20 protein-coding genes are annotated in these 20,229 nt (G+C 66.1%); 10 read left to right on the forward strand and 10 right to left on the reverse strand.

Going from position 1 to position 20,229, the window contains the following annotated elements; all coding sequences use genetic code 11:
- Positions 1-88 precede the first annotated feature (88 nt).
- Positions 89-1,138, reverse strand: coding sequence for a cation diffusion facilitator family transporter (locus EO156_RS01550; RefSeq protein WP_026006962.1), 1,050 nt, complete (start codon positions 1,136-1,138; stop codon positions 89-91).
- A 114-nt stretch (positions 1,139-1,252) separates the two neighbouring features.
- Here EO156_RS01550 and EO156_RS01555 point away from each other — a divergent pair, with 114 nt between their 5' ends.
- Complete coding sequence (locus EO156_RS01555; protein ID WP_005911637.1) at positions 1,253-1,588, forward strand: zinc ribbon domain-containing protein YjdM; 336 nt, start codon at positions 1,253-1,255, stop codon at positions 1,586-1,588.
- A 604-nt stretch (positions 1,589-2,192) separates the two neighbouring features.
- On the opposite strand, the gene EO156_RS01565 is transcribed toward EO156_RS01555, so the two are convergent.
- On the reverse strand, positions 2,193-3,287 hold the full coding sequence (locus EO156_RS01565) for an alkene reductase (RefSeq protein ID WP_026006961.1): 1,095 nt from the start codon (positions 3,285-3,287) through the stop codon (positions 2,193-2,195).
- 244 nt (positions 3,288-3,531) lie between these two features.
- Between EO156_RS01565 and EO156_RS01570 the strand changes: the two genes are divergently transcribed.
- From EO156_RS01570 to EO156_RS01600, 7 genes are all read left to right on the forward strand, one after another.
- Entirely contained in the window at positions 3,532-4,743 is a 1,212-nt protein-coding gene (locus tag EO156_RS01570; protein WP_003489501.1) for an MFS transporter, read from the forward strand.
- Between the two features lie 165 nt (positions 4,744-4,908).
- Entirely contained in the window at positions 4,909-5,079 is a 171-nt protein-coding gene (locus EO156_RS01575) for a hypothetical protein (protein WP_005911641.1), read from the forward strand.
- A 221-nt stretch (positions 5,080-5,300) separates the two neighbouring features.
- Positions 5,301-5,756, forward strand: coding sequence for a PA2169 family four-helix-bundle protein (locus EO156_RS01580; protein WP_003485469.1), 456 nt, complete (start codon positions 5,301-5,303; stop codon positions 5,754-5,756).
- 273 nt (positions 5,757-6,029) lie between these two features.
- Positions 6,030-6,632 (forward strand): RNA 2',3'-cyclic phosphodiesterase, encoded by a 603-nt coding sequence (gene thpR / locus EO156_RS01585; protein WP_016849749.1) that lies wholly within the window; start codon positions 6,030-6,032, stop codon positions 6,630-6,632.
- A gap of 35 nt (positions 6,633-6,667) precedes the next feature.
- The gene (locus EO156_RS01590; protein WP_011050871.1) at positions 6,668-7,273 is read left to right on the forward strand and encodes a hypothetical protein; all 606 of its coding nucleotides are present in this window, start codon (positions 6,668-6,670) and stop codon (positions 7,271-7,273) included.
- 63 nt (positions 7,274-7,336) lie between these two features.
- Positions 7,337-7,531: an oxidoreductase-like domain-containing protein gene (locus EO156_RS01595; protein WP_003485464.1), complete on the forward strand. Its 195-nt coding sequence runs from the start codon at positions 7,337-7,339 to the stop codon at positions 7,529-7,531.
- 69 nt (positions 7,532-7,600) lie between these two features.
- Positions 7,601-8,974: an AcvB/VirJ family lysyl-phosphatidylglycerol hydrolase gene (locus EO156_RS01600; RefSeq protein ID WP_005911646.1), complete on the forward strand. Its 1,374-nt coding sequence runs from the start codon at positions 7,601-7,603 to the stop codon at positions 8,972-8,974.
- 291 nt (positions 8,975-9,265) lie between these two features.
- Here EO156_RS01600 and mprF read toward each other — a convergent pair whose 3' ends face one another.
- Positions 9,266-11,830, reverse strand: coding sequence for a bifunctional lysylphosphatidylglycerol flippase/synthetase MprF (mprF, locus tag EO156_RS01605; protein WP_029828438.1), 2,565 nt, complete (start codon positions 11,828-11,830; stop codon positions 9,266-9,268).
- Positions 11,831-11,922: 92 nt separating this feature from the next.
- Between mprF and EO156_RS01610 the strand changes: the two genes are divergently transcribed.
- Positions 11,923-12,801 carry a DUF998 domain-containing protein gene (locus tag EO156_RS01610; RefSeq protein ID WP_306291540.1) on the forward strand — a complete coding sequence of 293 codons (879 nt, stop codon included), beginning with the start codon at positions 11,923-11,925 and terminating at the stop codon, positions 12,799-12,801.
- Between the two features lie 10 nt (positions 12,802-12,811).
- The gene (locus EO156_RS01615; protein WP_003485457.1) at positions 12,812-13,159 is read left to right on the forward strand and encodes a RidA family protein; all 348 of its coding nucleotides are present in this window, start codon (positions 12,812-12,814) and stop codon (positions 13,157-13,159) included.
- 157 nt (positions 13,160-13,316) lie between these two features.
- Here EO156_RS01615 and EO156_RS01620 read toward each other — a convergent pair whose 3' ends face one another.
- From EO156_RS01620 to EO156_RS01650, 7 genes are read right to left on the reverse strand one after another with little or no spacing between them, the layout of a single operon-like run.
- On the reverse strand, positions 13,317-14,387 hold the full coding sequence (locus EO156_RS01620) for a cyclopropane-fatty-acyl-phospholipid synthase family protein (protein WP_003485455.1): 1,071 nt from the start codon (positions 14,385-14,387) through the stop codon (positions 13,317-13,319).
- A gap of 17 nt (positions 14,388-14,404) precedes the next feature.
- Positions 14,405-15,187 (reverse strand): DUF1295 domain-containing protein, encoded by a 783-nt coding sequence (locus EO156_RS01625; protein WP_016850266.1) that lies wholly within the window; start codon positions 15,185-15,187, stop codon positions 14,405-14,407.
- Complete coding sequence (locus EO156_RS01630) at positions 15,184-15,729, reverse strand: DUF2878 domain-containing protein (RefSeq protein ID WP_003485450.1); 546 nt, start codon at positions 15,727-15,729, stop codon at positions 15,184-15,186. Before EO156_RS01630 ends, EO156_RS01625 begins: the two co-directional genes overlap by 4 nt.
- Positions 15,726-17,021: a cyclopropane-fatty-acyl-phospholipid synthase family protein gene (locus EO156_RS01635; protein WP_016850267.1), complete on the reverse strand. Its 1,296-nt coding sequence runs from the start codon at positions 17,019-17,021 to the stop codon at positions 15,726-15,728. Before EO156_RS01635 ends, EO156_RS01630 begins: the two co-directional genes overlap by 4 nt.
- Positions 17,018-17,902 (reverse strand): DUF1365 domain-containing protein, encoded by an 885-nt coding sequence (locus tag EO156_RS01640; RefSeq protein WP_003485446.1) that lies wholly within the window; start codon positions 17,900-17,902, stop codon positions 17,018-17,020. The genes EO156_RS01635 and EO156_RS01640 overlap by 4 nt, the downstream gene beginning before the upstream one ends.
- On the reverse strand, positions 17,902-19,152 hold the full coding sequence (locus EO156_RS01645) for an FAD-dependent oxidoreductase (protein WP_016850268.1): 1,251 nt from the start codon (positions 19,150-19,152) through the stop codon (positions 17,902-17,904). The genes EO156_RS01640 and EO156_RS01645 overlap by 1 nt, the downstream gene beginning before the upstream one ends.
- On the reverse strand, positions 19,149-20,147 hold the full coding sequence (locus EO156_RS01650; protein ID WP_005911662.1) for an acyl-CoA desaturase: 999 nt from the start codon (positions 20,145-20,147) through the stop codon (positions 19,149-19,151). The genes EO156_RS01645 and EO156_RS01650 overlap by 4 nt, the downstream gene beginning before the upstream one ends.
- Positions 20,148-20,229 lie beyond the last annotated feature (82 nt).

Below are 20,229 nucleotides of genomic sequence, written 5' to 3' on the forward strand. Positions count from 1 at the left end.
GGCGCTGCGTTTGATGGACCAACGCAGCGCCGTGGTGACCGGCAGGCATGCATCCACGACGTCTGCATGCCGCACGCTTCGGTCGGCCTCAGTCCGGCTCTGTTCTGCTCTCGATCTGCGCCCGCCGTGCACGCCAGGTTTCCGGGGTCTGCGGCTTGACGAACAGTGCGGTGAGTTCGGGATGTTGCTGCTTGGCAGCGGCTTCGATCCGCCCGACGCAGGCCTCGATCTGCGGTGTGGTGCGGCTGTCTTCGAACTCGGCGCTCAAAGCTGCCACTACCTGGTTGGGGCCCATTTGCATGGTGAGCACGCCATTGGCCGCACGCACGTCCGGGTCGCTGGCGGCGATGCGCAACAGCGAGTCGGTGACATGCGCATGCGCCGGCTCGCCGATCAGCAGGCCCTTGGTTTCGCGCGCCAACAGGAATGCAGTAAACGCCAGTACCCCGGCGATGCCGATCGAAGCGATGCCGTCGAGTTCGGGCATGTCGAACAGTTGCGCACCGGCCAGACCGAGCAGCGCCATCAGCAAACCGATCAACGCAGCGCTGTCTTCCAGCAACACGGTGAAGGTGGTGGGGTCCTTGCTCTGGCGAAACGCCTGGAAATAGCCCATGCGGCCTTTCTTGGAGCGAAATTCGCGCACCGCCACCACCCATGAAATGCCTTCGAACACGATCGAGACGCCGAGCACGCTGTAAGCGACCAGATGGCTCTTGGCCGGCTCCGGGTTGCGCAGATGCACGATGCCTTCGTACAGCGACACGCCTGCACCCATCGCGAACACCAGCAGGGCGACGATGAAACTCCAGAAGTACAGCTCGCGCCCGTACCCGAACGGATGGGTTGGAGTGGGCGGCTGCGCGGCGCGGCGCAAGCCATACAACAGCAGAACTTCGTTGACGGTGTCCACCAGCGAGTGCACGCCTTCGCTGAGCATGGCCGAGCTGCCGGAGATGCCGGCGGCGATGAACTTGGCCACGGCAATGGCCAGATTGCCCGCCAGTGCCACGTACACCACCACGTGCGAACCTTTAGGCTTGCCTGAGCCATTGCCGTTGGCCGAGGGCTCGCTCTGTTCGACGTGACGGGAGGACGGGTTTGTGCGCGGGGAAGGGGGCACTGGCTGATTGGACACGCGCGACCTGCGGGACATTCGACAAGCGCCGCACTATCGCGCTATCGCCGTGCCGGGTGCGTGATCGCGTGGCAGGGCGGCTACAATCCACGCCCGCTTCGATCGAGGAATTGCATGCCTACCGTCCCCGCGTGTCCGCAATGCGGACTGGAGAACACCTATGCCGATGGCGCGATGTGGATCTGCGCCGATTGCGGCTTCGAATGGAGCGCGGGCGATGCCGCGGCAGACACGACGGTGGTGCGCGACAGCAACGGCAACGTGCTGCAGGCCGGCGACACGGTGACCGTGATCAAGGATCTCAAGGTCAAGGGCTCGTCGATTCCGCTCAAGCAGGGCACGGTGATCCGCAATATTCGCCTGGTCGAAGACGACGCCGAACACATCGAGGGCAACTCGGAAAAGATCAAGGGCCTGGTGTTGAAGACCTGTTTCCTGCGCAAGGCGTAAGCGCGGTTGACCAATGGCGCTGCAGTGTGCGTTGGCGCGAAGTCAATGCGCGATGTTGCCCGAATGCGCAATGCACCTGCGGATAGGGCATTGCTGGCCAGTTGCGCTAATCGCGCGGATACACTGATGTCACCATGCAGCCGGTGCCGATGTAGCTGGCAGGCCACAGCCAACGACCGGGCTGCCGAGCAGAACCGCGTCGAGCAGGAGCGTCGCGCTCATCCTTGGCAATCAGAATGTCGCATCGTTGGCCAGCGTTGGCGTGCTGGCAATCGCGACGGTAGCGCGCGCACGCGCCGCGGCGAGGTCACGTGCCGTGATGGGGCGTTGCGGATCAGAAGGCCCAAGTGGCGACTGTCGGGCGCCGTGGCAACTGGCGAAAAACCCAATGCCAACAACGCACGTGCGTGCGTGCGATGCGCAGGATGCCAGCAGCGGTTCGCCTAGCAATCGCCGATAGGCCGCATCGCGCCGGCGGCTGGTATGCGAGAGAGGCGGCCGGATATCCGCCACCAGCAGGCATGCAGTGCATCGGCGTCACCCACAGCGACCGCGCCGTGCCAGCCGGCAGGCGCGGTCGCGTGGTCAGGGGCTGATCAGGCGATTACTCGGGCAATGCGGGGTAATCGATATAGCCCTTGGCACCGCCGCCGTACATCGTTGCCTGGTCGAGCTCGGCCAGTGGCGCGTTCTCGCGCAGGCGACGCACCAGGTCCGGGTTGGCGATGAACGGGCGGCCATAGGCGATCGCATCGGCGTAGCCGCTGCTGATGGCGTGTTCGGACATGCCGCGGTCGTAGCCGTTGTTGGCGATCCAGGCGCCGTCGAACTTGGCGCGCAGCGCGGCGTAGTCGAAGGCGATGTTGTCGCGCGGGCCGCCGGTCGCACCCTCGATCACGTGCACGAAAGCCAGCCCGCCGATCAGGTTGAGGCGCTCGACCGCACGTTCGAACAGCGGCTGCGGGTCGGAGTCGTGCGCGCCGTACACCGGGGTCACCGGCGACAAGCGCACGCCGGTGCGCTCGGCGCCGATTTCATCGGCAATCGCCTGCACCACCTCGGCAAGCAGGCGGGTGCGGTTTTCGATATCGCCACCGTAGGCGTCGGTGCGCTTGTTGGAGCTGTCGCGCAGGAACTGGTCCAGCAGATAGCCGTTGGCCGCATGCACTTCCACGCCGTCGAAGCCGGCATCGATCGCGTTGCGCGCCGCGATGCGGTAGTCCTCGATCAAGCCGGGGATTTCGTCCAATGCCAGCGCGCGCGGCTCGGACACGTCTTCGAACCCGTTTGGGGTGAAGGTCTTGCCCTCCGCGCGAATGGCGCTGGGCGCAACCGGCACTTCGCCCGGGGGCAGCACACTGGTGTGCGAGACGCGGCCAACGTGCCACAGCTGCAGCACGATCTTGCCGCCGCGACGATGCACTTCGTCAGTGACAGCGCGCCAGCCCTCGATTTGTTGCCTGGTATGGATGCCGGGCGTATCGAGATAGCCCTGGCCCAGCGGACTGATCTGGGTGCCTTCGGCCACGATCAGGCCGGCGGTGGCGCGCTGGCCGTAGTACTCGGCAGCAAGCGGCGAGGGCACCTGGCCGGCGACGGCGCGGTTGCGCGTCAGCGGGGCCATGATCACGCGGTTGGCAAGATCCAGTGCGCCCAGGCGCACCGGGGAGAACAAGGGGGATTGAGTGGATTTGGACATCAGCAACCAGTCGATTTGATCACGCGCCAGGCGCGACGCCGCGCCGATCGCGGTGCTTCGTAGCGATGGTGGTGGAATCAAGCAGATTCGAGCGATACAGATAGGACACAGCGTCCCTGTCGCGTTGAAAGCGGCGTAATTGCGATGGATTAGGCGCTGGCGCCCAACTGGGTCGTGGTGTTGCGCTTTCCTGCTCTGCTGCGTTGCACAATAATAGACCGCCCCCGCATTCCTGGAGTCGGGCATGACCGATACCGATCTTTCTTCGCCACGCGTGTCCCGGCGCGATTACGTGCTGATCCTGCTTGCGCTGGCGATGGGCGGCTTTGCGATCGGCATCAGCGAATTTTCCACCATGGGCCTGATGACGCAGATTGCGCAGGGCTTGCAGATCACCGAGCCGCAGGTCGGTCATGTCATCAGCGCGTATGCATTGGGTGTGGTGGTGGGGGCGCCCTTGCTGGCGATCCTGGGCGCGCGCTGGCCGCGGCGCACCTTGTTGCTGCTGTTGATGGTGTTCTATGCGCTGGGCAACGTGGCCAGCGCATTGGCGCCGGGCTACCACGCCATGCTGCTGTGCCGCTTCATCGCCGGGCTGCCGCATGGCGCCTACTTCGGCGTTGCGTCGCTGGTGGCCGCATCGATCAGCCCACCCAATCAACGTGCCACTGCAGTGGGGCGCGTGTTGTTGGGTTTGAGCGTTGCGCTGCTGGTGGGCAACCCGCTGGCGACCTGGCTGGGGCAAATCGTGAGCTGGCGCTGGGCCTATGCATCGGTGTCGGTGATTGCGCTGGGCACGGTCGCCGCTGTGGCGGTCCTGTTGCCGCCGCAGCCGGAGGAGCCGCGTCAGCAGCCGCTGCGCGAATTGCGCGCGTTCAATCAGCCGCAGGTGTGGCTGGCATTGGCGATCGGGGCGGTGGGTTTTTCCGGCATGTTCTGCGTCTTCAGTTACCTTGCGCCGACGTTGACGGCAGTGACCGGCGTCACCGCAGCGCGCATTCCGTTGGCGATGGTGGCATTCGGCGTGGGCGGGGTGCTGGGAAGCATCCTGGGCGGTTGGTTGTTCGATCGCATGCAGTTCCGCGCGGTGCCGGTGTTGCTGGTGTGGTCGGTGGTGGTGATGTTGACGTTTCCGCTGGCAGCGCAATCGGCCGTGTGGGTGTTCGTCTCCATCGTGGCGGTCGGCACCATGGGGGCGCTGGCGCCAGCCTTGCAGACACGCTTGATGGACGTGGCGGCAGAAGCGCAGACCCTGGCTGCTGCCTCCAACCACGCAGCGTTCAATACGGCCAATGCATTGGGTCCATGGCTGGGTGGCATGGCGATCACGGCAGGCTGGGGTTGGACCTCTACCGGTTACGTCGGCGCGGCCACCGCGCTCGGCGGGTTGCTGGTCTATGCAGCGGCGGTGTGGCAGGAACGTCATCAGCAACGTACGGTATTGAGGAGTTGCTGAGTTGCCGGTGCCGCGATGCGTCGAGCGTCCGCGGCGCCGTTTCGATCGGGTGGCAGCACTTGCGCCGCTGTGCAGCGATCCGCAGCAGACCACGTGGCATCGCTACAGCCATCTCACAGGGCGTCGGCGAGCCTTCGCACTCAATCAAGCGGACCGAACAGTGCCATGAACGAGTTCACTCCACCGCCGTGGAAGCGCCCCAATCCCAAGGGCAAGGCGAAGTCGACGCCGTTGACCGATGCGCAAAAGGCAGCCGCCAAGCAGCGTGCTGAAGAGGCGGGGCGGCCGTATCCGAACCTGGTCGATAACATGTGGGCCAGTCGCCAGCCGAAGTGATCTTGACCTGCTGTTGGCATGGATGAATCGCAATTCATCGCCTGCACGATGGCGTGAGGATGATGCCCACATCGCTCACATATCGATTATGCGAGCGACGCGAGGATGAGGCCGTACACAACGCGACGGTACTGCAATCAATCCATCGATTGACTCACTTTCCGAAGCATGCGCAGTGATCGCACAGCGCAGCGTCGGTCCATCCCAACCAGGAGCCCTACATGAGCATTCAGAGCAAAACCGAGCATAGCCTCAACGACCTCATCGCCATCTCGCGCGACGGCAAGGACTTCTACGAAGAAGCCGCGGCCAAAGTGGGCGATGCGGAGCTCGCGACGCTGTTCCGTCGCATTGCCGGCGTCAAGACCGACATCGTCAGCAGCCTGAGCAGTGTGGTCACCGCCGTTGGCGGCACGCCGGAACAGCACGGCACCCTGGTGGGCAGCATGCAGCAGTTCTACGGCAAGGTCCGCGCGACCCTGGGCGACACAAAGTACGGCTATGTGGCCGAGCTGGAAGAGTCCGAAGACCGCCTGTTGAAGGCTTTCGACGAGACCATCGCCGACCAGGACACCCCTGCTGCCGCACGCGACGCCGCGTTGCGCCTGCTGCCGGAAGTACGCGCTTGCCATGACGTCATGCGTAACCGCAAGCATGCGATGAAGAGCGCCGCGTAAGCTGCGCGTTGAACCGACGTGCATCGTCACCGATCCGATGCAGCTCGGGAGTAGGACGATAAAGGCGGAAACGGGTAGCGCACGCTGCCCGTTTCTTTTTGTGTCGCGGCGCGGCGCGAGTGCAGACCTGACACCGCAATCGCAGTTCCACGCAGTATAAAAAGGTTCCACATCCGCGTCATGCCTGCCGGCATATTCGGCATGCGTCGGGTCTGCTAGTATCCGCCGCCCTTCTTCAGGCAGGCCCGCGTTGCGCGGTCGTGGCATCCACCCATGAAGCAACAGTTCCTGTACCTGTCATCGGCCGAGGCGCAGTTGTCGCTCGGGCTTGGGGAAGAGAAAACGACCGAACGTCTGTTTTTCGCGGTGATGGCCGATGCGCCCACTGCCGAACATGCCGCGCGGATTGCCGACGGCCTGTTGCGAGGCGGGCACGCCGAAGGCAAGCCGCTAGCGCGCGAACGGCTGCATGTGACCCTGCATCATCTGGGCGATTACGCCGGTGGTCTGCCGCCCTCGTTGGTGAGCCGCGCCAGCCAGGCCGCGACGCGCGTGCAGATGGACGAGTTCGCAGTGGAGTTCGATCGCGTCGGCACCTTCGGTGGCAGGCGCTCGCAACTTCCCTGCGTGCTGCGTGGCGAAGAGCAGGTGCGCGGGCTTTACGAGCTGCAGGGCGCATTGGGAAGGCAGCTGGCGCATGTCGGCATTGCCGGCGACGCGCAATACACGCCGCACATGACGCTGCTGTACTGCAATCAGGCAGTGCCGCAGCGGCGCTGCGATGCGCTTGCCTGGACCGTGCGCGACTTCGCGCTGGTGCGTAGCTTTCTCGGCCAGTCGCGTTACCAGATCGAAGGCCGCTGGTCGCTGCGCTGATGTGCATGGCCGCGCGTACGCGGTAGCCTGCGGACATGGACATCGCCACGCCATTGCCATTGCACGCCGACCACCTGGCCGCACTCGAACAGGCCTATGCCACGCCGCCGCGCGCTTATCACCACTTCGGCCACGTCCGCGCGGTGTTGCAGCACTACGCCGAGGTCGCAGCCGGGCCGGGCTGGCAGCAGCCGGTAGAGGTCTGGCTGGCGGTGCTATTCCACGATGCGGTGTATCAGCCCGGGCGCAGCGACAATGAAGCGCAATCGGCACTGATGGCGGCCGAATCCATCCCGCGCTGGTGGCCGCAGGCGCAGGTGGATGTCGAGCGGGTGCACGCGCTGATCCTGCTCACGGCCCGGCATGGGCAATTGCAGCCGCAGGACGTGGATGAAGACGCCGCGCTGTTCCTGGACTGCGACATGGCGATCCTGGCCGCGCCTGCAGCTGTGTTCGATGCCTACGATCAGGCCATCGCCGAGGAGTATCGCGGGCACGTCCCCAGTGTGCTGTACCGGCTCAATCGCCGTCGGTTCCTGGCGGGTGTGCTCAAGCAACCGCGCATCTTCCTGAGCGATTACTTCCATATCCACCACGACAGTGCCGCGCGCGCCAATCTGCGCCGGCGGCTGGGGCGCTGAGCGTGACCGTCCGGTCCGGGCTGCATGCCCGGCTGAGTCCGATGCGCACGCTACAATGGCCGCATGCACGACAGCGCTGCTTCCAGCCCAGACCCACGCCCGATCGCCCCGCAGCCGCCTGCGCCCAACGAATGTTGTGAGAGCGGCTGCCCGCTGTGCGTGCACGATCTGTATGCCGAGGAGCTGACGCGTTACCGCCAGGCCCTGGCAGCGTGGGAAGCGCGCCAGCCGGCGGTCAGCCGCCCCGACGCGCAATGAGCACGGTCCTGCGCTTCGCGCTGCAGTCCGGAACGACTATCTTTGAACCACTTTTCCCGATGGTGCGACATGCGACGACTTGAAATGTGGAGCGCGCTCTGCGGCGCGGCGATGTTGACGCTGTCGGGCATGGCTGCCGCGCAGGCGCCGGAACCGGTCAGCCACGGCCGTTTCGAGCAGGTGCCGGTGCTGATGCCCAAGGGCGAGCCGCAACGGGTGGTGATCTGGCTGGCCGGTGCGGGCAATGCCGCCACGCGCCAGGCCCAGGCAGAAAGCCTGCGCGCCGACGGTGCGATGGTGGCGGTGGTGGACACCGCGCACCTGTACGCCGTGCTGCGCAAAGCCGGCGGCACCTGCACGTTCTCGGTCGGCGATGTGGAAAATTTTTCGCGCTACGTGCAGGCCTTCTATCACATCCCTACCTACCGTCTGCCGCTGCTGGTGGGCGATGGCGAGGGCGCCGCGTTGGCCTACGCGATCGCGGCCCAAGCCAAGCCGCATGTATTGGCCGGCGTGCTGACCGACGGGCTCTGCCCGGCCACCGTGTCCAACCAGGCGATCTGCCAGCCGGGTGTGCGCCCGGGGACCAACACGCTGTTGCCGGTGCCATTGCAGATTCCCTGGGTGCTTGCGGCCAGCCAGGACAAACGCTGTCCGGCGGCTGCCGAGGAGGGCTTCCTCAAGCAGGTGCCGCAGGCGCGCACCTTCCGGCGCTCAGCGCAAGGCGACATCCTGCCCGGCCTGCGTGCCGCGGTCCGTTCGCTGGGCGAGCAGAAGGGCGTGGCGTTGCCGCCGCCGCCCGGCGGTCTGGCGGATCTGCCGGTGGTGGAGCTGCCGGCCAAGCCGGACGGCGACAGCGACGACGACACGTTCGTGATCTTCGTTTCTGGCGATGGCGGTTGGGCCGGGCTGGACGAAGAAGTGGCCGACGCACTCGCCGCGCAAGGCATTCCGGTGGTTGGCCTGGATTCGCTGCGTTACTTCTGGACCGAGCGCACGCCGCAAGGTTTTGCCGACGACCTGGATCGCATCGCCCGCATCTATGCGCAGCGCTGGGATCGTCAGCGCGTGGTATTGATCGGGTTTTCGCAAGGCGCCGACGTGCTGCCGGCCGCCATCAACAAACTGCCGGCGGCGACCAAGCAGAACCTGCGCATGACGGCGCTGTTGTCGGTCGGCAAGCTGGCCGACTACGAATTCCACGTCAGCAACTGGCTGGGCTCGGATGACGAGGGCCTGCCGATCGCACCGGAAGTTCAGCGTCTGCCGGCCGGCACGACGGTGTGCATCTACGGCCAGGACGACGACGATGCGCTGTGCCCAAGCCTGCCCGCAAACGTGGCCAGGCGGGTCGCACTGCCGGGCGATCACCACTTCAAGGGCGATTACGCGACCCTGGCCAAGACGATCATGGACCAGTTGCACGCGCTGTCGAAGCCGTAAGGCCGGACATCGTTTGATCTGATGGCGCCGACCTTGGTCTTGGTCGGTTGCTCGGTGCCGCCTCCGGTCTCGGGGCAGGCTGTAACTCCATCCCTGGAAGCTCGATGGCGGCATTCATGCCGCCATACAGTCCCGCCCCGAATGGCACACCGCGCTTCCATGATGTGCGGCAGCTTCTTGGCAAACCGGCATTTCAGGAACTGGAATGCGCCTGGGATTTCGACATCCGCGCTGGTGAGCGGCTAAGCAGTGCCGTCAGACCGGCATGCCTGGCGCCAGCGTCGCGCGGCCTTATTCCTGCCGCCCGGGATCGGCCGAAATCAACCGGGTGACATCCAGCAAGGCGGCCGGCAAATGCATGCCGCCGGGGGCGACCAGGTAGCGTGGGCGCCAGGTCGGGGCGAACTTCGACTTGAAGCGGCGCAGACCGCTGAATCCATAAAAACGCTCGCCGTGCCGCGCGACCAGGCTGGCGAAGCGGTTCCAGCGCCCGGCCAGGCGATGCTCGGCCAGGCCCGACAACGGCGCCATGCCCAGCGAGAACCGCGTGTAGCCGTTGGCCTGGCCCCACAGGAACAACTCGATGAACAGGAAATCCATGGTGCCCTTCGGTGCCTGCGCGCTGTGCCGCATCAGGTCCACCGAGAGTTCGCCGCCGGCCGGTGCCCACCACACGTTGGCGAATGCCACGATCTGTCCTTCGGCCTCGGCCACCGCCACCGGGAAGCGACGCAGGTAATCCGCATCGAAGCTGCCCAGCGAGAAGCCTTTCTCTTCGCCGGATTTTTCTTCCAGCCACTGTTCCGACACCTCGGCCAGACGCGGCAATACCTCCTCCACCTGTTCGGGCTGCAGCATGCGGAAGCTCAGGCCGCCGCGCTTGCCGCGATTCCAGGCCTGGCGCAGGTCGGCGCGGTCGCGGCCTTCCAGGGTAAAACCTTCCAGCGGCACGATCGCCTCTTCGCCCAGCTTGACCAGGGTCAGCCCCATGTCGAGATAGGTCTGCCAGTACCGTTCGCCGACCTGGTAGAACACCGGGCGCAGGCCCATGTGGTCGGCCTCTTCGCGGAAGCGCCAGATCAGCGCGCACGCCACCTCTGGCGGGCCGACCGGGTCGCCCATGGAAATCAGCGAGCCGCCATAGCGCTGCATCATCACAAAGCCACGGCGCTGCTCATCCAGCAGAAACGCCTTGTCGCCGGTCAGCGCCAGGCAGGCCTGGGTATCGGTGCTGGTGGCCAGGATCGGTGCCAGCGTCTGCAGCGTCTGTGCATCGGCCGCCGGCATCGGCCTGCGCCCACCCCGCAGCAGGCGCGCCATGCCGAACACGATGACGCCCACGCACAGGATCAGCGCGGCGCGCAACGCACGCGGCGCATTGGCCGAGGTGGCGAACTGCCACCACAGATCGTTGCTGTATTCGACATGGCTGTAGACGAAGAACAGCAGCCAGAACGTGGCCACCAGCACCAGGCCCAGGTTGCTCAGCCAGCGCCACGACCAGGCCTCGTCCAGCAGCGCGCCCTGGCGATAGAACTCGCGCCGCGCCGCCCACAGCGCAACCGCTGCCAGCGCTGCCGACAACGACACCGAGATATGGCTGCCGCGCAGCAGCGCCAACGGCGGCAGCAGCAAGCACACGCCCAGCGCCAGCACCCAGGCCGCATGGCTGCGGCGTTGCAGGCCCTGGCCGATCAGCAGCAGCATCATGCCGCCCAGGCTGACCAGCAGATGCGAGGTTTCGATCAGCGGCAGCGGCGCCACTTCCTGGCGCGCGCGCGGTGTCGGCAGGGTGCCGTCGATCACCAGCGCGGCACCCACCGCAAACACCGCCAGCGCCAGAATCTGCGGCAGCCACGGCCGCAGGGCCTTCCACACAGTACGCGCAGTGCTGGCGCCGACGCGTACCGGCGCGCGCAGCCCGGAGGCGGCCGCCATGGCCACCGAGATCAGCAGTGGCACGATGTAATACGTGACGCGGTAGGCCAGCGCCGCCGCCAGGACCGCGGCGGGGGGCACGTGCGGCAGCAGTTTGAGCAGGCTCCACTCGAACACGCCCAGGCCGGCCGGCACGGTGGAGATCAGTCCGGCCACCACGGCCACCAGCCAGATGCCGATGAAGCCGAAGTAGCCGGTACCGGGCTCCGGTGGCAGCAGTACGTAGAACGCGGCCGCGGCCAGGCCCAGCTCCACCACGCTCAGTGCGGTGACGCCCAGCACCGTGGTGCGGTCCGGTAACCAGAACCGGTGGGTACGGAAGCCGAACTCGCGGCCCTGTTTGCCGACCAGCACCAGCATGGCGCCGTAGCCGACCAGCAGGACGATGCCGGCGATGCGGATGGCCTGCGCAGTAATCGGCAACGCGCGCGCGGCCGCTTCCGGTTCCAGCAGCAATGCCAGACCCAGCAGCACCCAGGCCCCGAAGATGAAGCCCAGGGTGCTCATCAGCACCACCTGGCCGATCTCGGCCAGGGTCAGGCCCACGCTGCCGTAGCCGCGCAGTCGCACGGCGCCGCCGGTGAGTGCGGCAAAGCCCAATGTCTGCCCGACCGCATGCGCCATGAAGGCGGTGATGCCCACCCGTGCCGGGTGCAACTGCTTGCCGGTGCGCTTGAGTCCCACCCAGTCGAAGCCCACCAGGCACGCGTAGCTGCTCAAGCCGAGCAGCAGCGTCAGTGCGATCTGCCCCGCGCCCAGCGCACGGAACGCATGCCGGATCTGGCGGTAACCGTGGTCGGTGAACTGCGACGACAGCGCATGCAGGGCCATCGCCAGGATCGCCAGGCTGATGACGACCGGCAGGGCGCGACGCCAACCGCTGGCGGACGTTTCGGAAGACGCGGGGGTATCCGTCATGAGGGCAACGGGATCTGCTGAAAGGGAAGGAGGGTGCATGCACGAGGTGTGCCGCGGGCGCGTTTGCAATGCATGGGCCGGTCGGGTTGAAGGTGCATGCAGCGTGGTTGCGAAGGTGCCGACATCCAGTGAACGCGAGGTTCGATCGTACCGACACAGTGTCTGTGCGGGCCGGCCGCGCGCATCATAGGACAAAGCCGCACACGCGTGCCGAACGAACACGACAGGACCGCCATGACAGTTGGAAGGCAGACAGGCTGCTGATGCGCAATCCACCCGATTCCCCAACGTTCGCGCCCCGCGCGCGGGCCCTGCCGCCGCGCTGGAGCGGCCACGCCGGCCGCGTCGCCGCCATCGCGGGCATGGTCTTCATCGGGCTGGTGCTGGTGCTGCAATGGTTGCGCCGCGATCTATGGTGGGTGGATGCGCAACTGAGCGCCTATCTGCACGGCCCGTATGGTTTGTTGCTGCGCACCGCCTACTGCCTGCTGGCCGCCAGCATGGCGTGGCTGGCGCGGGGTCTGTATGCGGCGTTGGCGCCGGCTGCGCGTAGCCGCACCGTGCTGGGTTTGTTCTGGATGGCGGCAGTGGGCCTGTGCATGGTCTCGATCGGCGACAGCTGGATGCCCGAGCTGGCGCCGGAGGCGGCCGCGATGGTGCATGTGCTGTCGGCGGATACGACGTTTCTGTGCGTGATTGCGGCGGTGCTGCTGCAGTCGTGGTACTTCCGGCGCGATGTGCGGTGGCGTGCGCACTTTCCTTCGGCCTTCCTGCTGGGCTGGGCAGCGTTTGCGGTGTTGCTGTTCCATGTCACCGTGACCAGCGCACCCTTGGGCATCAGCCAGAAGATCGCCATCGTGCTGATCGTGGTCTGGATGGTGCGCGCGGGCACCGTGTTGGCGCGCTGCGAGCGCGACGGGGCTGCACGCCTGCCGCATTCGCGGGACAATGCAGGGGTCAATCAACCGTAGGAAGCCTGAAATGCTGCAGCGATTCGATGCGGGTCCGCGTATGTCCGAAATGACTGTCCATGCCGGCGTGTGTTACCTGGCCGGCCAGATTGCCGAGGACACCAGCCAGGACATCACCGGGCAGACCCGCCAGGTGCTGGGCGAGATCGACAAGCTGCTGGCGCTGGCGGCCAGCGACAAGACCAAGATCCTGCGTGCGGAAATCTTCCTCGCCGACATCGCCGATTTCGATGGCATGAACGCGGCCTGGGACCAGTGGGTGCCGCACGGCTTCACGCCTGCCCGCGCCACCGTTGAAGCCAGGTTGGCGCGGCCGGAGTGGAAGGTGGAAATCGTGGTGACCGCTGCGGCGGGCTGATCGCACCACCGGGTGCGGCACTGGATGCGGTGCGCGCGATGGCACGCACCGCTTCAGCGCAACCAAGTGACTGCTGCGCGGTTGTCGCAGTGCGCGCACGTACGCGTGGTGCAAGGGTGGCCGGCAGTCATGGCCGCAACAACTGCCGGCGGTGCAGTCAACGTTTGACGAAACGGTAGTGCGCCACGCCCCATTCGCGGCCCTGGTCGTAACCGAACAATTCCGCGCAGGCCAGCCAGAACATCCGCCAGCGCTGCCACCAACGCTGCGCGTCGTCGCCGTAGGTCTGCTTCAACAGCGGCATGATCTGGTCGCGGTGGCGGTCCTGGTTTTCCAGCCAGGCGTTGGCGGTCTTCTCGTAATGCTCGCCCGACAGCAGCCAGCGTTGTTCGATCACCACGTCCTGCTGGAAATGCAGCAGGGTATCGGCAGCCGGCATCAGCCCGCCGGTAAAGAAATGCCGGCCCATCCAGTTGTCTTCGCCGGCCACTTCGAACGGGTAGGCCAGATCGCGGTGGCAAAAAATGTGCACGAACAGCTTGCCGCCCGGTGCCAGCCAGCTGCCGACGCGTGCGAGCAGGTCGCGGTAGTTGCGCATGTGCTCGAACATCTCCACCGAGACCACGCGGTCGAAGTCGCCCGATGGCAGGGTCAGCGCGTTGACGTCGGCAGTGATCACCTGCACGTTGCTCAGCCCGCGCACGCGACACTGCTCCAGAATGTGCGCGCGCTGCGGGCGCGAGTTGGAGACCGCCGTGATGCTGGCGTTCGGATAGCGCTCGGCCATCCACAGGGTCAACGAGCCCCAGCCGCAGCCCAGTTCCAGGATGCGTTGACCATCGGCCAGTTCGGCGCGCTCGCCGTACAGCGCCAGCATGCGTTCTTCGGCGGCATCCAGATTGGGCGTGGTGGCGTCCCAATAGCAGCTGCTGTACTTGAGCCGGCGGCCCAGGCACAGGGTGAAGAACTGCGGCGGCAATTCGTAATGCTGGCGATTGGCCGCATCGGTTTCGATCGCGATCGCGCTGGCCCGCAGGCTGTCGATGAAGGCGCGCTGCCGCTCGCCGTTGACATCGGCATCGTTGCCGCGCTCATCGCGCAGGCGCTGCGCGCACAGGCGACGGATGCCGTGGCGCAAGACCGCATCGGGCAGCACACCGGATTCGGCGAGCCGCGTGGCGAAGGCTTCTTCAGGCTGCGCGGAGGGCGGGACGGTAACGGTAGACATGCAACTCTCCAGGCAACTCAGGACGAAGGGGGAAGTGGAAAGAACGCGCTGGTGCTGCGCTGGTACTGCGCATAGTCCTCGCCACGCGAGCGCAGCGCCTGCTGCTCGGTATAAGGAATGCCGGTGAAGCGATACAGAAACACGAACATCACCACCGGCCCGAGCGCGCACAGCGCCACCGGCCACGGGCCGGCACCGACGGCCAGCGCCAGATACGCGAACCAGTGCACGAACTCGAAAAAGTAATTGGGGTGGCGCGAATAACGCCATAGACCAGTGCGGCAGGTCTTGCCGCGATTGGCCGGTTTGGCCTTGTGCGCCGACAACTGCCGGTCCGCCAATGCCTCGCCACCGACCGCGATCAACCACACGACGATCGCGATGCCTGTCCATGCGCTCCATTCCGCGTGTGGATTGCTCGCAGCGGCCAGGAACGGCACCGCGAACAGCACCACCACCACGGCCTGCGCCAGGAAAAAACCGAGAAATTTGCCCTGGCTGCCATTCCAGTGCTCGCGCAACGCGCGGTACCGGCCATCTTCGTGCGGGTCGCCGAATACGCGCACGCCCAGGTGCAGCGCCAGACGCGCCCCCCACACGCCCCCAAGCACCGCCACCAGCACGCGCGGTAGCAGTGCGCCATCGGACATCCATGCGCAATACGGCGCCGCCAGCGCCAGGCAGCCCGCCCACAACACATCCACCGGGCCGGCGTTGCCGCTGCGGCGTTGCCACAGCCAGCCGACCACCATCACCACGCTTGCGAACACGCCCACATGCAGCAGTGGCCAGGCAGTCATTGCAGTTCTCCAGTGGGGTCATCGGGCAATGGTCGCGCCAGCCGGCGTGCATACAGCGACAACACGCCGCAGGCCACGCCCCAGCCGATGCCCACGGCGAGCACGGCATGCAGGTAGGGCGGCTGAAATTCCACCGCGTGCCAGCTGCGTTGCGCCAGCCAGTACGAAAACGGCCCGAAGATGGCGCCCAGCACCACTGCCAGCCACGGCCGCTGCATTGCCGTGGCCAGCGAATGGTTGAGGGTGAGCGCAAAGCCCAGCCACAACGCCAGGATCCACGGCGGCGCCAGCAGGCTGCCCGGCCACGGCGCGGCGTAGCGCACCCAATTGCCCGCTGCCAGCGTGGTGTCCAGCAGCAATCCCAGCGACAAGGCTGCCACCATCAACTGCACGTCGCCGGGTGCGCGCCGCGCTGGCCACAGCTGATACAGCGCAAAGACGGCCAGCGCCAGCAGCGTTGGCCAGATGCGCGCATGCGCAGCGGAACTGACCGCTATCAGCCACAGCACCTGCAGGCCGAGGTAGTTGCCGAGCTGCTTCATGCGTCGGCGGTGAGGCCCGGCACGAATTGCGGCGGGCGTGCACCGGGCTTGTTTAGCCACAAATGCACATCGCCGATCGAGCGTTCCAGAAAACCGGCCTCGCAATAGGCCAGGTAAAACTCCCACATGCGGATGAAGCGCTCGTCGTAACCCAGCGCACGCACCTGCGGCAACTGCGCCATGAAACGCTGCCGCCACGCGCGCAAGGTCAACGCATAGCTCGGGCCGATGTCTTCCAGGTTGAACAGGCGCAGATCGCTGGCGCGCGCGACCGCGCCGGTCATCGCCGCGACCGACGGGATGAAGCTGCCAGGGAAGATATGCCGTTTGATGAAGTCCACCGAATGCAGCGCCTGTTTGTAGCGGTGGTCTTCGATGGTGATGGCCTGGATCAGCGCTTCGCCATCGTCAGCTAGCAGGCTGCCGACCTTGGCGAAGTACGTGTCCAGATACTGGTGGCCGATGGCTTCGATCATCTCGATCGAGACCACGCGGTCGAAGCGGCCTTCCAGGTCGCGGTAGTCGCGCAACAGCACCGTCACCCGATCGCTCAGACCTGCCGCGGCGATGCGTTGGTTGGCCAGCTCGAACTGCTCGCGGGAAATGGTGGTGGTGGTGACGCGGCAGCCGTGTTCGCGTGCGGCGTGCAGCGCAAAGCCGCCCCAGCCGGTGCCGATCTCCACCACATGATGGTGCGGCGCCAGGCGCAGTTTCTGGCAGATGCGTTCGAGCTTGCGGGTCGCCGCGCGCTCCAGTGCCGCTTCGCCCTGCGCCTCTTCGCCGTCGACAAAGATGGCCGACGAGTACATCAGGTTTTCATCCAGGAACAGCTTGAACAGCGGGTTGCCCAGGTCGTAATGCGCGGCGATATTGCGCCGGCTGCCGCTGCGGGTATTGCGCGCAAACGCATGCAGGCTGCGCATGGCCAAGCCGCCCAGGCGCGCGGTGCCGGTCTCCATCGCGTCCAGCCGCTCGCGGTTGCGCAGCAGCAGCCGCATCAACGCCACCAGGTCGTCGCACTGCCACTGCCCATCCATATACGACTCGCCCGCACCGACGCTGCCGTTGAGCGCCGCCTGCCGATAAAAACCGGGGTCGATCACGCGCAACTGCATCTGCAAGGCCTGCGCGCCAGTGGCCGTGCCAAGCGTGGCGACAGTACCGGCTTCATGCAGCTGCAGCTGTCCATCGCGCAGTTGCCCAAGCGTGGCCAGCAGGCGCTTGCGCAGCAGACGGTCCGTCCAGGAGGCCGCGCGCGGCGCAGCGTGATCGGGCAGGGACGTGGCGTTCATCGGGGTTCTCGCACAGGCGGGTGAGGGTGGTCGTGGACCGGGTTGCCGCGCAGCCACAGGCGCAAGGCCTGCCAGTGGATGGCGATCACCACCCACACCGTCATCAACGGATAAGCCAGCAACGTGCACGCCAGGTTGCGCGCGGTGAGCGGTTGACGTTGCAGCACCAAGGTGGCGTCGAAGCGGCGCGTACTGCTGTTGTCGATGGCACCGCCGGCATCGTCGCCAACGGCGTCCAGCACATCCATATGCACACGCAACTGCGCATCCGGCACGCTGAAGCGCCAGTCGTAGCGCTGCTGCATGCCCATGAACGGCGAAACGTGGAAGCGCTTGTCGAAGCGCCACGCATGCACATCGCGATGCGTGCGCGCCTGCGCGACCGGCAGTACGTAGGTATGGCGTTGCTGCCAGGGCGTGTTGGTGATTTCTGCCACGATCCAGCGCAGGCTGTCGTGGCGATCGAAGCAATAGTAGAAGCTGACCGGGTTGAACACGTGACCGAAATAGCGCAGGTGCGTCAGCAGCCGGATCGCGCCCTCGGGGCGCTCGCCGGTGTGCGTGTGCACGCAGTCGCGCACCGCCTGGTCCAGCGGAATGCTCGCATCGCCCAGATAGTCGCTGCGCCGGAACTGCGCCAGATTGGCGCGCCCCACCGACCACAACCAGCGTCGTGCGAACACCTGATCCAGCTCGGACAGATCCAGATACATCAGGAACAGGCGATAGCGGAAATGCAGCGCCTTGGGCATGAAGCGCCGGTGCCGCACCCAGCCGGTGTAGATCGCGCTGCGCAATGGCCTCGCCACGCGACCGGCGCCGCTACCCTCGGTAGGGGGCAACGGCACCGCGTCGTGGTGGGCGTCGCGCAGCAGCTGCATCACCAGTGCACTCCCAGGCCATGCGCGACGTCCACGCCGCTGCGCAGGCCGTCTTCGTGGAAACCGAAGCCCCACGCGGCGCCGGCAAACCAGGTGTGCTGCACGCCCTGGATCTCGGCCTTGCGCGCTTGCGCCGCCACTGCCGCCGCGTTCTGTACCGGATGGCGGTAGCGCATGCGCCGCAGCACCTTGCCGGGGTCGATCTCGTGATTGCGATTGAGGCTGACGATGAACGGCTGCGGTGACGCGATCGACTGCAGTGCGTTCATCCAGTAGCTCACCGTGCAGGCGGCGTCCGGGTCGGCCGGCACGTGCGCGTTCCATGCTGCCCAGGCGCGACGGTCGCGCGGTAGCACGCTGGCATCGGTGTGCAGCACGGTGTCGTTGTCCTGGTAGGTGATGCCACCGAGGATGTGTCGTTCGGCCGGCGTGGCGTCGCTGAGCAAACCCAGCGCATCGTCGGCATGGCAGGCCAGCACCACGTGGTCGAAATGTTCCTCGCAACGCGAAGCCTTCAGCACCACGCCATTGGGCGTGCGGCGGATTGCCTGTACCGGCGTGGACAGGCGCTCGATCACCTGCCAGCGTCGCCGCAGCGCACGCACGTAGCTGTTGGACCCGCCACGCACCACCTGCCACTGCGGGCGCCCGCTCAGTTGCAGCATATGGTGATTGGCCATGAAGCCGATCAGCTGGCCCATGGGAAATTCGAGAATGGTCTGCGAAGGCGAGGACCACAGCGCGGACGCCATCGGCACCAGGTGCTGGTCGCGGAACGCATCCGAATAGCCGTGCCGCTGCAGATACGCGCCCAGCGTGCTGAAACGCTCGTCGCTGTGCAGCACCGCCGGTGCCTGGCGATAGAAGCGGCGCAGGTCGGCCAGCATGCCCCAGAAGCGCGGGCTGAGCAGATTGCGGCGCTGGCAGAACAATCCGCTCAGGCTGCCGGCGTTGTATTCGAGCCCGCTGCGTGCATCGTGGACCGAAAAGCTCATCGTGGTCGGCTGCGCGGCCACGTCCAGCTCGGCGAACATGCGCGTGAGCAGCGGGTAATGCTGCGGATTGAACACAATGAAGCCGCTGTCCACCGCATAACGCTGACCTTCCAGGTCGATGTCGTGCGTGTGCGTATGCCCGCCCAGATAATCGGCGGCCTCGAACAAGGTCACCTCGTAGCGCCGCGACAACAGCCACGCTGCACCGAGGCCGGCGATTCCGCTGCCGACTACGGCAATTCTGCCCTCGCTCATCGCTTCACCCGTTCGGCGCGCTGGGTGAGCAGCTTCGGCATCGGCTTGAGGTCCCACACCAGCCCCACCCACGACATCGCGGTGAGTCCGTACCAGGTCATGTCGTATTCCCACCATCGCAATCCCTGGCGCGCCGAGCCTGGGAAGAAATGGTGATTGTTGTGCCAGCCTTCGCCGAAGGTGAGCAAGGCCAGCAGCCAGTTGTTGCGGCTGTCGTCGCGGGTGTCGAACCGCCGGCTGCCGAAACGATGCGCCAGCGAGTTGATGGTGAAGGTGGCATGGAACAACGCCACGGTGGAGATCACAAAGCCCCACACCAGCAACTGCGCGCCGCTGGTTTTCAGCGCGGGCGCAGCCACTGCCAGCCAGTCGCCGAGCAGGTACAGGCCCAGCGCCAGCAGCACCGGCATCACGATGTCGAAGCGGTCCAGAAAGCGCAGTTCGGCAAAGCGGCGCAGGTCGGGAATCACTTCCCAGTCGGTGCGGAAATTACGCGGGGTCAGGAACCAGCCGGTATGGCTCCACCAGAAGCCGTGCTGCGCCGGCGAATGCGGATCGCGGCCGGTGTCGGTATGTCGATGGTGGTTGCGATGATGCGCCGCCCACCACAACGGCCCGCGCTGCACGCAGGTGGCCCCGATGGCGGCGAACACGAATTGCAGCACCCGCGACGTCTTGAACGCGCGGTGCGAGAAGTAGCGGTGGTAAAAACCGGTGAGCGCGAACATGCGCAGCGCGTACAACGCCACCGCCATGCCCACCGCAAACCAGGACGCACCGACCCAGAACACCGCCAGGCAGGCCAGGTGCAAGGCGATGAAAGGCACCGCACGTAGCCAGTCGATGCGATCGGCACGCGCTTCGTCCAGGGGCTCGTCGGTTTGCGAATCCACCCAGCGCCGCAGGCTGCCGACGCGTGCGGCCAGCCCGCCACGCGGTGGTGCGGTGGCGGGCTGCGGCGCTGCGGCGTGAGGGTCGAGGCCAGTGCTCGGCACGCGTGATTCTCCATCGAGTAGTCGTGACCCAGTACGGACGCTGCCGGCAAACAGATGCACCAGGCCGCTTGATCGTCGCACG

Source organism: Xanthomonas sp. DAR33341 (genome assembly GCF_003992815.1).
Lineage (GTDB): Bacteria > Pseudomonadota > Gammaproteobacteria > Xanthomonadales > Xanthomonadaceae > Xanthomonas > Xanthomonas cissicola.

Excerpts from the sequence above, each read along its gene's own strand:
- EO156_RS01625 (WP_016850266.1), bottom strand. The coding sequence starts at position 15,187 with ATGACTGCCTGGCCACTGCTGCATGTGGGCGTGTTCGCAAGCGTGGTG.
- EO156_RS01635 (WP_016850267.1), bottom strand. The coding sequence starts at position 17,021 with ATGAACGCCACGTCCCTGCCCGATCACGCTGCGCCGCGCGCGGCCTCC.
- EO156_RS01570 (WP_003489501.1), top strand. The coding sequence starts at position 3,532 with ATGACCGATACCGATCTTTCTTCGCCACGCGTGTCCCGGCGCGATTAC.
- EO156_RS01640 (WP_003485446.1), bottom strand. The coding sequence starts at position 17,902 with ATGCAGCTGCTGCGCGACGCCCACCACGACGCGGTGCCGTTGCCCCCT.
- mprF (WP_029828438.1), bottom strand. The coding sequence starts at position 11,830 with ATGACGGATACCCCCGCGTCTTCCGAAACGTCCGCCAGCGGTTGGCGT.
- EO156_RS01565 (WP_026006961.1), bottom strand. The coding sequence starts at position 3,287 with ATGTCCAAATCCACTCAATCCCCCTTGTTCTCCCCGGTGCGCCTGGGC.
- EO156_RS01555 (WP_005911637.1), top strand. The coding sequence starts at position 1,253 with ATGCCTACCGTCCCCGCGTGTCCGCAATGCGGACTGGAGAACACCTAT.
- EO156_RS01645 (WP_016850268.1), bottom strand. The coding sequence starts at position 19,152 with ATGAGCGAGGGCAGAATTGCCGTAGTCGGCAGCGGAATCGCCGGCCTC.
- EO156_RS01590 (WP_011050871.1), top strand. The coding sequence starts at position 6,668 with ATGGACATCGCCACGCCATTGCCATTGCACGCCGACCACCTGGCCGCA.
- EO156_RS01575 (WP_005911641.1), top strand. The coding sequence starts at position 4,909 with ATGAACGAGTTCACTCCACCGCCGTGGAAGCGCCCCAATCCCAAGGGC.
- EO156_RS01580 (WP_003485469.1), top strand. The coding sequence starts at position 5,301 with ATGAGCATTCAGAGCAAAACCGAGCATAGCCTCAACGACCTCATCGCC.
- EO156_RS01595 (WP_003485464.1), top strand. The coding sequence starts at position 7,337 with ATGCACGACAGCGCTGCTTCCAGCCCAGACCCACGCCCGATCGCCCCG.
- thpR (WP_016849749.1), top strand. The coding sequence starts at position 6,030 with ATGAAGCAACAGTTCCTGTACCTGTCATCGGCCGAGGCGCAGTTGTCG.
- EO156_RS01630 (WP_003485450.1), bottom strand. The coding sequence starts at position 15,729 with ATGAAGCAGCTCGGCAACTACCTCGGCCTGCAGGTGCTGTGGCTGATA.
- EO156_RS01600 (WP_005911646.1), top strand. The coding sequence starts at position 7,601 with ATGCGACGACTTGAAATGTGGAGCGCGCTCTGCGGCGCGGCGATGTTG.
- EO156_RS01615 (WP_003485457.1), top strand. The coding sequence starts at position 12,812 with ATGCTGCAGCGATTCGATGCGGGTCCGCGTATGTCCGAAATGACTGTC.
- EO156_RS01620 (WP_003485455.1), bottom strand. The coding sequence starts at position 14,387 with ATGTCTACCGTTACCGTCCCGCCCTCCGCGCAGCCTGAAGAAGCCTTC.